This window comes from Leptothoe sp. LEGE 181152, from assembly GCF_032906605.1.
Classification (GTDB): domain Bacteria; phylum Cyanobacteriota; class Cyanobacteriia; order Phormidesmidales; family Phormidesmidaceae; genus Leptothoe; species Leptothoe turfae.
On sequence record NZ_JASATU010000012.1, the window covers coordinates 114,762 to 127,670 of the forward strand.

The following is a 12,909-nucleotide window of genomic DNA, read 5'->3' on the forward strand; positions in this document are numbered from 1 at the left end:
TTCAGGATGGAATTGTCATTACTGGACAAGACGCATGGTGCAAAACATAGTTGCTAATACTACCCAAGAACAATTCATCTAGTTTAGAACGATCAGGTTGCCGAATAACAATCAGATCAGCCTCCCAATTATCGGCCATATGACAAATAACATGACCAGTGTTACCGACATTTTGTGAAAACTCAGCCTTTACTCCAGCAGTTTGAGCCTTTTCTGCTAAAGCTTTGAGCATTGCCAACCCTTGATTTTCGACATCTTCCCACCGTTGTTGATAGCCCTGCATCAGCTCATCTGTAATGACTGGATACCGATACAAGGTTGGATTAGGAAGTGCTGGAGTACTCCTCATCTCAGGAGAGATCACATGGAGCAACATCAAACCTGCCTGATTTTGTTGCGCTAGAACAAGAGCCTGATCAAAAACACCTTGATCGGTCATAGTTGTCTGAATTGGTGCAAGTATCTTAGAAAACATAGAGCCTCGATCTAAGTGGATAATGTAGAGGGGAACATTACTATTTTTATCTATCTCTACAAAAATATCTTTAGTTGTTAATCCAAATTATTTTTTGTAATCAAGCAACGTGCTTGAAACAACAAAAGCTATCACTAAACCCCATTACCCCATCACTCATCCACCCATCGACAGCCCCAACCTGAGTCTTTTTTTGTGCAGTCCCCCAATACCATGCTCACAAGTTCCTCAAATAAAATCTTTATATTAAAGACATACGACAGATGCCACCAAACTTTTAGCTGCTGTAGCAGCTGTGTAGATACGATTGCTCAATGCTATGCCAGAACATTCCTCGCCACCTCGCTCAACTCCACCACAAAAGAATTCATCTAGATTCAAATCACCCCTAATTAATCTAGGATGGCTGGTGGTTGGGCTGTTGATCATGATGTTCACAGTTACCCGCATGCCACAACGATCTAAGGAAGTAGCCTACAGTGAGTTTCTCAACCAGGTTGAAAGTGGCCAGGTCGCTAAGGTACACATTAGTGAGCACCAGATTCAATACACTCTCAAAACATCGGCTGATCAAGAACCAGCAGACACTGAGACTGTATCGAAAACATCCGTGACCACCCCCTTACCCGATGATCCCGATCTCTCCCGTATTCTACGCAGGCATGGTGTTGAAATTACAGCCACAGCCGCCAATGAAAACAACTGGTTGGTCGGACTTTGGCTCCTTGGATTTCCCCTATTATTGTTATGGATATTATGGGGAGTCTTTGCCAATAGAATGCAAGAAGGGCCTGCTGCTCTCAATGTTGGTAAGAGTAAAGCTCGTATTTATGCCCAAGGTAGTACCCATGTCACATTTGATGATGTAGCTGGTGTAGATGAAGCGAAAGAAGAACTACAAGAAATTGTTGAGTTTTTAAAAGATGCCCAAAAATATACTCGGTTGGGAGCCAAAATCCCTAAGGGTGTTTTGCTAGTTGGCCCACCAGGAACTGGTAAAACCCTATTAGCCCGAGCCATTGCTGGCGAAGCAGAGGTGCCCTTTTTTAGCATTTCAGCCTCGGAATTTATTGAAATGTTTGTCGGTGTGGGGGCCTCTCGAGTAAGAGACCTGTTTGAACAAGCCAAAAAACAGGCTCCTTGCATTGTTTTTATCGACGAACTAGATGCACTAGGCAAATCACGTACCGCGAATAATCCCTTTTCTAGTAACGATGAACGGGAACAAACCCTGAACCAGCTTTTGGCAGAAATGGATGGATTCGAGCCAAATACAGGTGTGATTTTATTAGCGGCAACTAACCGTCCAGAGGTATTAGATCCGGCACTGCTTAGATCTGGCCGATTTGACCGACGTGTGGTGGTCGATCGCCCTGATCGTCAGGGTCGAGAAGCTATTTTGCAGGTCCATGCCAGAACAGTTCACCTATCGGATGATGTAAAACTAGCCAAACTAGCAGCCCGCACTCCTGGCTTTGCTGGGGCTGACCTGGCCAACTTAGTGAATGAAGCCGCACTCCTGGCCGCCAGGAAAAATCAAGAAGCGGTGATGATGGCTGACTTTAATGAAGCCATTGAACGGATGTTAACAGGGCTAGAAAAGAAATCACGGATCCTAAATGATTTAGAAAAACGGACCGTCGCCTATCATGAGGCAGGTCATGCCATCATTGGAACCTTAATGCCAGGCTCTGGTCATGTAGAAAAAATCTCCATTGTACCTAGAGGAGTCGCTGCATTAGGCTACACGCTTCAGTTACCAGAAGATGATCGGTTCTTGATGATGGAAGATGAGCTGCGGGGGCGACTCATGACGTTGTTGGGCGGGCGTGCCGCTGAAGAGTTGATCTTTGATAGAGTATCCACTGGTGCAAGTGATGACATTCAAAAAGCAACTGACCTGGCAGAACGCTGCATCACCCTCTATGGCATGAGTAAAACTCTCGGACCGGTAGCGATAGAGCGTAACCAGGCTCAGTTTTTAGATGGCTTTGCCCAACCTCGCCGTCCCATTAGCCCCCACCTGTCAGAAACCATTGATCAAGAGATCAAAGAACTCATTGACCAAGCGTATCAAATGGCCCTTGAAATTTTAGTTAGAAATCAAGGTGTTTTAGAAAGTATTGCCCAAAAACTGCTGCAAACAGAAACTCTAGAGGGCGATACATTAGAAACACTGTTATCAGAGCTTCGGCCATCAACAGCGCTGCAATCTTGGCTAAATCCAGGACATCAGAGGCTACAGGCAAATAACTTACGAGGAGATTGGCAGTATGAAACACCCTATTAGCTCAGATCATCACCATCCTAGCTTTACCCAAACTGTCACAAAGCTATTCGTTATTCTAGGACTCACCCTCTTGCTGATGCTCCTATGGTCTGCGCCTGTCGCCTTAGCAAAGGTGCAGTTTTTGAAAGAAGCCGATCAATGGGTTTATCATTCACAACAGTCACTCACGGATACAATCGGCAATCAGTGGGATGCAACAGTACTAAAATCCATGGAACAGGATAACGCAGGCGTTTATTTATGGTTAACAACTCAAGCAAACAGTGTTTATCTTGATGCTGGCCAGCCACTAGTCGTAGAGACCAATTTAGGACAAAAATTGAGTGTCCCTAATCTTACCCAGCAACATTTTATGGGTGCATTACCTGCCCCCAATGTCGGTCAATACGATATCCATACACTGTTTGCATCTATTCAGGATGCAGAATCTCTACAGCTACAGTTACCTACTAAAACAGAGAGTCCAGTAAGGCTATCAATTCCTGCTGATGTATTGGAGGAATGGTTAAATGTAGGAACATGCAAAGGCTTAATTTGTGGACACCTGTAAAGCGTGCAGATATCAGTATTTTATGACTGCGGGATGGCTTCCAATTCTGATTGTGTGTGCGAAGTTAATCCAGGGTGAAGAGCCTTAGGGGCAAGCCATCAATTAGCATCAACTGATACCCTGGAACACCAACTAGAACATCCATGACAAAATGGATAATATTCAGAATGGTATACACCAGCGTCATACCAAGTTGAGAAACTTATGAGGCTGAACGGTAACGATAGTAAGCTGCACAGGCTCCTTCGGAAGAGACCATCGGAGCACCGAGGGGATGCTCTGGGCAGCACTTGGTCCCAAAGGCAGGGCACTCATGGGGCTTTTTGAAACCTTGTAGGATGAGATCGCTGATGCAGGTATTTTCAGAGGGAGAGGGGGAGAGGGGAAGAGGGGAGACGGTCAATCGGTCGGCAAACCGCAATTGAGCATCCAGGTAATCGTAAGATTTACGTAATCCCAAGCCGCTTTGATCAAGACTGCCCAGACCGCGCCAAACCCGATAAACTACTTGAAACACCTGGTCCATGAGCTGTTGTGCAGGTTGATTACCCTGGATTTGAACAGACCGGGTATATTGATTCTCAACCTGCGCATTACCGGCTTCTAGCTGCTTTAGGCAGAGATAAATCCCCTGCAAAATATCGACGGGTTCAAAGCCAGTTACCACAATGGGGACGTGGTACTTTGCTGCAATCTCGTGATATGCCCCATAGCCTGTTACCGTACACACATGACCTGCTGCTAAAAACCCCTGTACCTGACAATCTGGTGATGACAAAATCGCCTCCATAGCCGGAGGAACGAGCACATGGGCTATCAACACTGAAAAATTCTCAACCTGTTGCTGATGCGCCTGGTAGACTGCCATGGCCGTTGCTGGAGCCGTAGTCTCAAAGCCAACGGCAAAAAACACCACCTGTCGGTCTGGATGCTTACGGGCTAGTGCTAACGCATCCATCGGGGAATATACCATGCGCACATCCCCTCCTTGGGCCTTGATACTTAACAAATCTGTAGAGGTACCGGGGACCCGCAGCATATCACCGTAGGAGCAAAAGATAATCTCGGGCTGAGCAGCCAGTACCAAGGCCTGATCGATAATTGCCATGTCGGTCACACAGACAGGACAGCCAGGACCATGGATTAAGGTGATATCTGGTGGTAACAGCTGATCGAGACCGTATTTGACGATGGTGTGGGTTTGACCACCGCAAATCTCCATCAGGGTCCAGGGTTGGGTAATTAGAGATGCAATGGCATCCCCATAATCCTGTACTATCAAGCCATCTCGATACTCGTCAACATACTTCATCCAGAGACTATCCGATGACACGGGTCTAGAATATTAATCTTTTTAGTCACGGTTCCCACAAATATCAAAGAACCATATGAATCAGGGAGCCAGATGAATGGAGTGTGGCTGAGGTCGATAACTCTGGAGCGATTTAATATACTGAGCCCGCTCAAACGCACTGGGATCGGGGCAATTTATCTGGCTCATGCTACCTTTTAGCTGGCTAAGAGAAGCATACTCATGGTCCTGTAACCACTGACGTAAGGCCTGTTCAACGGTACTAAGGTGATCAATGCCATAACTTAACAACGCACTTACCATCATGGTCACATCGGCCCCTGCCATTAACAGTTTGATGGCATCCTGGGCATGCTGAATGCCGCCTGTTGCGGCAAAATCGATAGGCATAATGCCATAGAGAATAGCGATCCATCGCAAGGGTAGACGTAAATCTTGTGAGGTACTCAGCAGAACATGGGGATACACTTCCAGGGTGTCGATATCGATGTCAGGTTGATAGAATCGATTGAATAGAACTAAACCATTTACCCCTGTATGGGAGAGACGATGGGCAAAATTAGCCAGGTTTGTAAAATATGGACTGAGTTTGACCGCAACCGGTAGATCAACACTGTGGGTCACCGAATGCACTATATCTAGATAGGTTTGTTCAACCTGAGAAGACGTTAAGCTTATATCTGTCGGCACAGCATAGAGATTGAGTTCTAAAGCATCGGCACCAGCAGACTCAATTTGTTTAGCATAGTTAGCCCAACCATCATTTGTCGTACCGTTCAAGCTGGCAATAATGGGAATATCCACTCGCTGTTTAGCCGCCTGAATATGCTCTAGATAAGCTTCAGCACTGACATGAAACAAAGGCCGCTGAGGAAAGTAGCTAAGCGCCTCTCCATAGCTTTCAGTTCCCTGGGTCAAATAGTAATCTAGTTCGAGGCGATCTCTATGTAACTGTTCTTCAAACAACGAATGAAGAACAATTGCCCCGGCACCCGCGTCTTCCATCTGGCGAAGATTGTCCAGATTTTCGGTTAAGGGACCACAGGCACCGACGACCAGAGGAGAACGGAGGGAGAGACCAAGATAAGTGGTAGAAATATCCATAGTATTTATCATTGACTAGGTAACTGAGAAGATATTTTTTGCACATAGCTCAAGCCAGACGTGATCGCTGAAAAATTTAGATAGCAACAGCCATGTACGGCACAAACCATCGGTGTGTGATACTAAACGTTGAGGCCCCACAGCAAATACACAGGCTTAATTACACTGGGATCTTGACTGACCCATAGAGCCCACAGTAGAGCGATTACAGCCAACAGCCACCACTTCAAAGGTTTCCATCCCAAGGGATTACGACTTACGTGAATGTCAGTCATGGTTTTTCTTCTCCTAACGCAGCTAAATACTGATATAGTTGCCACCGAGTTTGTACATCCTGTTGTGCCTGCTGCAACAGGTCTTTGGCTACCTGAGGCTGGCTATGCACCAACATCTTGAACCGATTTTCAGCGTACATGGACTGTTCTAACGGTAGCTTCGGCGCACGACTATCTACGATTAGGGGATTTTTGCCAGCTGAGCGACGGCGAGGATCGTAGCGGTAGAGCAGCCAGCGACCGGAATCAACAACTGCTTTTTGATGGCTCATGGCAGCGGACATATTAATTCCGTGGGCAATGCAGTGGGCATAGGCAATGATCATAGACGGCCCATCATAGGATTCGGCCTCCAGGAAGGCTTTAAGGGTATGTTCATCACGCGCGCCCATGGCTACACTAGCGACATAAGCATTACCGTAGGTCATAGCCATTAGACCCAGGTCTTTCTTAGGTGTTGTTTTACCACCTGCTGCAAACTTGGCAACAGCGCCTCTAGGGGTAGCTTTAGATTGTTGTCCACCGGTGTTGGAATAGACTTCTGTGTCGAGAACAAGGATATTGACGTTGCGATCGCAACTCAACACATGGTCCAATCCACCATAGCCAATATCATAGGCCCAGCCATCCCCCCCTACAATCCAGACACTCTTTTTCACCAGATAGTCTGTCAGGGGCAACAACCGTTGAATTTTATCCTTCAGCTCTATCGAAATCTCCTGTACTATCAATTTCTTCAACAAGCCTTTAAGCTGAGCTACACGCTCTCGTTGCTCGACAATATCAGCCTCATCTGTTTGCTGGGCTTGCAGAATCTGTTTGGCCAATTGCTCCAGATGAGAAAAGCCAACTTCCACAACCATCTCTGCATCGACCTGCTGTAATAGTTCAGCTGCGTAGGTAGTCTGTTTATCAATGGACACCCGGAATCCTAAGCCAAATTCAGCATTGTCTTCAAACAATGAATTTGACCAAGCTGGCCCCCGTCCATCTGCATTATGGCTCCAGGGAGTAGTGGGCAGATTGCCTCCATAAATAGAGGAACAGCCAGTGGCATTAGCCACCAGTAAGCGGTCGCCAAAGAGCTGAGTTAACAACTTCAGATAGGGTGTTTCACCACAACCCGCACAGGCTCCAGAAAACTCAAACAAGGGCTGCTGCATTTGCTGCTGACTGATCTTGTGCAGATTCAGCTGCTGCCGATCCGGGTTCGGTAGATTCTTAAAGAACTCCCAGTTAGGTTTCTCCTGCTGCCGTAGATCAACAATATTTCGACCATTTCCATTGACTGATGCTTCTTGGTAGACGGGGGTCATATTGATCGCTTTAAGTCGAGGAATTGACTTATTTTTAGCCGGGCACACATCGACACAAATACCGCACCCCGTACAGTCTTCCGCCGCCACCTGGAGGGTAAATTCTTGCCCCGACCACTCGCGAGCGGTGACATGCTTCAAGGTTTTCGGGACTCCATCCCATGCCTCTGGTTTATAAACCTTGCTACGGATGACGCCATGGGGACAAGCCATCACACATTTGCCACACTGGACACAGATATCTGGATCCCAGACAGGAATTGTCTGGGCAATATTGCGTTTCTCCCATTGAGCAGTGCCCGTTGGATAGGTACCATCATAGGGTAAGGCACTGACAGGAATGGTATCTCCCTGGCGTTGCATCATTTTACCGAGAACGTTTTTTACAAAGGCAGGTGCTGCCTCTGCCACAGGAGACTTTAAAGGAGGAATCTTGCCAACTTGTATTTCTGCTGGTAAAGGAATCTTATACAAATATTGCAGCGTTTGATCCACGGCCTCCAGGTTCATCAATACGACTTTTTCACCTTTTTTGCCATAGGTTTTCGCAATAGAGGTCCGAATAGCATCCAGTGCCTCTGGGGTGGGCAAAATCTTAGATAGGGCAAAGAAGCAGGTTTGCATCACCGTATTGATCCGGCCTCCCAACCCAACGGATCGAGCGACTTCATAGGCATTAATGACATATACCTCAAGGTGTTTTTGAAGAATCTGGGTCTGAATCCGTTCGGGTAGCTTATCCCACACCTGATCTAGGACATACGGCGAATTTAACAACAACGTAGCCCCTGACATAGCAGGCCCTAAAATATCCAGCTGCTCTAAGAGTATCCATTGGTGACAGGCAATAAAATTAGCCTGGTTAATTAGATAAGGGGCATGGATAGCATCAGGACCGAAGCGCAGGTGAGAGATGGTGACCGAACCCGACTTTTTCGAATCGTAGACAAAGTAGCCTTGGGCATGATGATCAGTTGTCTCACCAATAATCTTGATGGTATTTTTATTAGCACCCACCGTCCCATCTGAACCTAGACCGTAGAAAACTGCACGGATAGTCTGCTCTGGCTCGATGGAAAATGTGGCATCATAGGCCCAACTGGTATGGGTCACATCATCATCAATACCAATGGTAAAGTGATTTTGGGGCTCTTTCTGACTATGTTGAAACCCATCCAGTAAAAGATGATCAAAAACAGCTTTGACCATTGCTGGGGTAAATTCTTTTGACGAGAGTCCATACCGTCCCCCCACAATCATCGGCAACTGATGGTCTACTGTGGTGAAATGTGATTCTATCAGGGCTGAAAGGACGTCTAAATAGAGAGGTTCACCCGCTCCCCCTGGCTCCTTAGTGCGATCTAAGACAGCAATCGCCTTGACGGTTTTGGGTACAACTGCCGCAAATCGTTGGACATCAAAGGGACGATAGAGTCGGACTTTAACCACACCGACATTTTCTCCCATCTCATTAAGGGCGTCTACAGTCGCCTGAGCTGTTTCACAGCCAGATCCCATTAACACCATCACTCTTTCTGCATTAGGATCACCATAATATTGGAATGGCTGATACTGTCGCCCCGTGAGTTGGGCAAATCTATCCATTGCCTGTTCGACAATATCCACACAACGGGGATAGTAAAGGTTTACGGCTTCCCGTGCCTGGAAGAACACATCAGGATTCTGGGCCGTACCTCGCATCACCGGATAGTCAGGACTCAGAGCCCGTTGACGGTGTTGAGTAATTGACTCATTATCGATCAGAGAACGTAAACTCTCCTGGGAAAGAAGATCTATCTTTTGAATCTCGTGGGAGGTGCGAAAACCATCAAAAAAGTGGATAAAGGGAATACGACTGGCGAAGGAGGCCATTATTGCGATCGCAGCCATATCCTGTGCCTCTTGCACCGACGCAGAACACAGCATGCCAAACCCAGTACTGCGAGCCGCCATCACATCACTATGGTCCCCAAAAATGGACAGGGCCTGAGCCGCTACCGACCGCGCTGCGACATGAATAACACAGGGCGTCAGTTCACCCGCAATCTTGTAGAGATTTGGCAGCATTAACAGCAATCCCTGGGAAGCCGTAAACGTAGTTGTTAACGCCCCTGTCTGCAATGAACCATGCACCGCCCCTGCTACACCGCCTTCACTTTGCATTTCCACAATGGCAGGCACCGTTCCCCAAAGATTAGGCTTGTTGCTAGCTGCCCAGACATCCGCCCATTCACCCATAGGTGATGCCGGGGTGATTGGGTAAATTGCAATCACTTCATTGAGGGCATAGGCCACCCGTGCGACGGCTTCGTTGCCATCTAAGGTGGCAAACCGAGGTTGAACAGGTACAGAGGTTTGCATCATGGTTTCTCAACGCTGTGTTGGCGGCCTCACCAGGGCATGAATACCGTATCTACAGTATTTAGATTAAGAAAATAGTTTGAGGAACTTGTGAAGACCAATCATTTTTATTTTTCGGTAAAAATTATGCCACAAGCGTCATCCCATTGGGCTCAATTGTTATCGTAAGTGTCAATCAAACCAGACACTTTGGGGCCATCAACAGATGGAGAAAGCAAACATTGAGACAGTTAAGCGAGAGTTTGCTAAGGCAGGCAAAACTGTATAGTCATCTGCATTAGGCGCTTACGCTGACATAATTACCCCATTTCCCGTTACGGGCTGGTGACGGTGACCATTATTTGCCGAGTCTAGAGAGTTGGAGATCAGGGCATGTTGGAGGATTTGTTGGATGCGATCGCACCCAACAAACTCCATCTCCTGCTTAACATGGTCTGGCACATCCATCAGATCTTTTTCATTTTGCCGTGGCAACAGTACTCGACGAATACCCACCCGGTGGGCCGCCAATACCTTCTCTCGAATACCGCCAACGGGTAGCACATCACCACTTAGATCAATCTCCCCAGTCATGGCCATATCCGTACGAACCGGTTGATTTAGCAGTAGCGAGGCAATTGCCGTCAGCATCGTTACCCCTGCAGAGGGACCATCTTTGGGAATCGCCCCTGCCGGCACATGTAAATGTAATCCATTACTCTTTAGCTGAGATAGCTCAATGCCCAACTCCTTCGCATGGGCCCAAATATAGGAGCGAGCGATCTGCACAGACTCTTCCATCACATCGCCTAACTGTCCGGTTAAGGTGACTTCCCTAAGCTCAGGCAATAACACCGCCTCGACAAAAAGGACATCACCGCCCGCCAGGGTCCAGGCCAACCCTGTTGCCACCCCTGGCTGCGGTCGTTGTCGTCGATTATCCCGTAGATAGCGCGGCGGACCTAATAAGGTTTCCAACTGTTCAGGGTGGATATTGACAGATGTAGCTGCTCCAGTCGCATACTTCACTGCAATTTTGCGACAAAGGCTGCCCAGTTGCTGCTCCAGACGACGAACACCGGCTTCGCGGGTGTAGTCGTCGATGAGCTGGCGTAGGGCTACCTCCGGTAAAATAATCGCATCTTTGGGCAACCCAGCTTTTTCTAGCTGTCGTGGTAGTAAGTAGGTTTGTGCAATCGCCAACTTATCGCGATCGGAATAACCTGAGAGCTCTACAAGCTCCAACCGATCTAGCAAGGGTGGAGACACCTTTGAGAGATCGTTGGCCGTGGCAATAAAAATCACCTGGGACAGATCAAAGTCCACATCCAAGTACAAGTCATGGAAGCAATAGTTTTGCTGTGGATCCAAAATTTCCAACAATACCGACGCCGGATCGCCCCGGTAATCCATACCTACCTTATCCAGCTCATCTAGCATAATCACCGGGTTCTTCACACCAGCCCGATGGATTGCCTGAATAATCCGTCCCGGCATCGCCCCGATATAGGTACGACGGTGCCCCCGCAATTCTGCCTCATCTCGTAGACCACCTAGACTAATACGTTCAAAAGGACGCCCCAATGCCCGAGCAATTGATCGTCCCAGGCTAGTTTTACCAACACCTGGCGGCCCAACAAAACAAACAACTGTACCAACAGCGTAACGTTCCGCCTGCTCTCTCATCGACTCATCAGTATCAGAGGGCTGCTGTCGATGCTTGAGTTTGAAGGTGGCTAAATGCTCAATAATTCGTTCTTTTACCTTCTCTAGACCATAATGGTCTGCATCTAGAACAGTATGAGCATTTTGCAAATCTAAATTATCTTCGACGGTCTTCTGCCAAGGCATTTCTAGCAACCAATCCAGATAGGTGCGAATAACCCCACCCTCCGCAGAACTACTACCGATCCGTTCGAGGCGCGCCAGCTCTCGCTTGATTTGTTTTTCAGCCACTGCTGGTAAGGCTATCGCGTCAAGAGTTTTACGTAGTTCAGCAATTTCTTCCTGATCGGGGTTACCCTGTCCCAACTCCTCTTGAATTTTCTTTAATTGCTGCCGCAGGAAAAACTCTCGCTGCTGCTCATCAATTTCCTTTTTGGTTTCCCCCAAAATTTGACTACGGAGCCGTTGTTCCTCGACATGTTTTTGTAAGTTACCTAACACCTGCCTTAATAGCGTCTCTAAGTCATTTTCAGCCAATGCTGCCTGGGTTTCAGCCACATCTTGCTGCATTAGGATAACTGATTGATAAGCAATTTGGGCCGCATCGTCATTACGGCTCAAAACAGCTAACAATTCGTCAGGAAAATTAGGATTAAGAGATGCGGCCTCTTCCCAAAGAGACTTGATGGCATCAACTAAGGCATTGATCTTTGTAACCTCTCCCCCATCGGCTACAGCAGCTTCTACGGTCAACGCAGGTAACCTGCAAAACTCTACTTCAAATCCTTGCTTGGTTACGTGTAATTTCTCTAGCTGTATACGCTCTAACCCCTCAATCAGCAACTGAATAGGACCAATGGGCAGCCGTGCCATTCGCCGCACCACACCGAGGGTAGCAACAGAATATAGATCCGATATTTTTTTTGCTTCTGCCTCTGCATCACGAGCCTTAGCTAATCTCTCTAGACACTCTGGACGCATCGCTGCAATCACCATCTGCTTGCTCTCTGTAGCTACCGCTGTTTCTACAGAGGCAATAGAATGGGGGCGTCCTGCCACTATTGGTAGAGTAATACTGGGCAATAGCACAGTATCCCGCACTGGCAGTAGAAAACCAGATTCGAAGTGAGTCAATTTTTGAGCAGAATGGGGTAGCCACAGCATGGTTATTATCTCCCCCTATTGTGATGGATAATTGCTCGACAACATAGAAACTTTTTCTCGTTTGGGAGCAACTGTTTTTTGTTATCAGGTGTTATAGAATCAATCTCTATCAGCTCTGCCAATGGAGATTGTAATTGCCTTTGGTCCATCTCTAGTATAAAGCGAATGGGATGACGATCTTGTGAGTTAAACCGTACTTACCAACCACTGATTGTGGTGAGATATGTAACGGTTTATTGCATTTACCAACTGATCAGGATATTGAGAACCAACCCTCTCCAACCTAGGCTGCTAAACCGCTAAACGTCTTGATAGTTCATGAGATGACTCCTTCATAATCGCCTTGTCTAGTTCCTAAAAGAGGAGTTCTCTAATTACATCGCTCACCGGTATAGGCAGATGGTCAACCATCAACTCT

9 protein-coding genes are annotated in these 12,909 nt (G+C 47.2%); 2 read left to right on the forward strand and 7 right to left on the reverse strand.

Translation table 11 applies throughout. The features are described from left to right. Position 1: 1 nt before the first annotated feature. Positions 2 to 475: a universal stress protein gene (locus tag QGP82_RS06935; protein WP_284681669.1), complete on the reverse strand. Its 474-nt coding sequence runs from the start codon at positions 473 to 475 to the stop codon at positions 2 to 4. A gap of 319 nt (positions 476 to 794) precedes the next feature. Here QGP82_RS06935 and ftsH point away from each other — a divergent pair, with 319 nt between their 5' ends. Both ftsH and QGP82_RS06945 read left to right on the forward strand, forming a co-directional pair. Then, positions 795 to 2,765, forward strand: coding sequence for an ATP-dependent zinc metalloprotease FtsH (gene ftsH, locus QGP82_RS06940; RefSeq protein ID WP_499058016.1), 1,971 nt, complete (start codon positions 795 to 797; stop codon positions 2,763 to 2,765). Beyond that, complete coding sequence (locus QGP82_RS06945) at positions 2,749 to 3,315, forward strand: DUF3122 domain-containing protein (protein ID WP_499058018.1); 567 nt, start codon at positions 2,749 to 2,751, stop codon at positions 3,313 to 3,315. The genes ftsH and QGP82_RS06945 overlap by 17 nt, the downstream gene beginning before the upstream one ends. A gap of 64 nt (positions 3,316 to 3,379) precedes the next feature. Here QGP82_RS06945 and QGP82_RS06950 read toward each other — a convergent pair whose 3' ends face one another. From QGP82_RS06950 to lon, 6 genes are all read right to left on the reverse strand, one after another. Next, on the reverse strand, positions 3,380 to 3,502 hold the full coding sequence (locus QGP82_RS06950) for a hypothetical protein (RefSeq protein WP_499058020.1): 123 nt from the start codon (positions 3,500 to 3,502) through the stop codon (positions 3,380 to 3,382). Between the two features lie 15 nt (positions 3,503 to 3,517). Beyond that, positions 3,518 to 4,627 carry a hydrogenase formation protein HypD gene (gene hypD, locus QGP82_RS06955; RefSeq protein ID WP_499058064.1) on the reverse strand — a complete coding sequence of 370 codons (1,110 nt, stop codon included), beginning with the start codon at positions 4,625 to 4,627 and terminating at the stop codon, positions 3,518 to 3,520. Positions 4,628 to 4,708: 81 nt separating this feature from the next. Then, positions 4,709 to 5,731 carry a dihydroorotate dehydrogenase-like protein gene (locus tag QGP82_RS06960; protein WP_499058022.1) on the reverse strand — a complete coding sequence of 341 codons (1,023 nt, stop codon included), beginning with the start codon at positions 5,729 to 5,731 and terminating at the stop codon, positions 4,709 to 4,711. A gap of 122 nt (positions 5,732 to 5,853) precedes the next feature. Then, positions 5,854 to 6,006 carry a hypothetical protein gene (locus QGP82_RS06965; RefSeq protein WP_499058024.1) on the reverse strand — a complete coding sequence of 51 codons (153 nt, stop codon included), beginning with the start codon at positions 6,004 to 6,006 and terminating at the stop codon, positions 5,854 to 5,856. Continuing rightward, the gene (nifJ, locus tag QGP82_RS06970) at positions 6,003 to 9,683 is read right to left on the reverse strand and encodes a pyruvate:ferredoxin (flavodoxin) oxidoreductase (RefSeq protein ID WP_499058066.1); all 3,681 of its coding nucleotides are present in this window, start codon (positions 9,681 to 9,683) and stop codon (positions 6,003 to 6,005) included. The genes QGP82_RS06965 and nifJ overlap by 4 nt, the downstream gene beginning before the upstream one ends. A 285-nt stretch (positions 9,684 to 9,968) precedes the next feature. Then, a complete protein-coding gene (gene lon / locus QGP82_RS06975; protein ID WP_499058026.1) occupies positions 9,969 to 12,491 on the reverse strand; it encodes an endopeptidase La in 2,523 nt (840 codons plus the stop codon). Between the last annotated feature and the right edge of the window lie 418 nt (positions 12,492 to 12,909).

Coding starts and splice junctions, on each gene's coding strand:
- hypD (WP_499058064.1), bottom strand. CDS start 4,627: ATGAAGTATGTTGACGAGTATCGAGATGGCTTGATAGTACAGGATTAT.
- ftsH (WP_499058016.1), top strand. CDS start 795: ATGCCAGAACATTCCTCGCCACCTCGCTCAACTCCACCACAAAAGAAT.
- QGP82_RS06945 (WP_499058018.1), top strand. CDS start 2,749: ATGAAACACCCTATTAGCTCAGATCATCACCATCCTAGCTTTACCCAA.
- nifJ (WP_499058066.1), bottom strand. CDS start 9,683: ATGCAAACCTCTGTACCTGTTCAACCTCGGTTTGCCACCTTAGATGGC.
- lon (WP_499058026.1), bottom strand. CDS start 12,491: ATGCTGTGGCTACCCCATTCTGCTCAAAAATTGACTCACTTCGAATCT.
- QGP82_RS06965 (WP_499058024.1), bottom strand. CDS start 6,006: ATGACTGACATTCACGTAAGTCGTAATCCCTTGGGATGGAAACCTTTG.
- QGP82_RS06950 (WP_499058020.1), bottom strand. CDS start 3,502: ATGACGCTGGTGTATACCATTCTGAATATTATCCATTTTGTCATGGAT.
- QGP82_RS06960 (WP_499058022.1), bottom strand. CDS start 5,731: ATGGATATTTCTACCACTTATCTTGGTCTCTCCCTCCGTTCTCCTCTG.
- QGP82_RS06935 (WP_284681669.1), bottom strand. CDS start 475: ATGTTTTCTAAGATACTTGCACCAATTCAGACAACTATGACCGATCAA.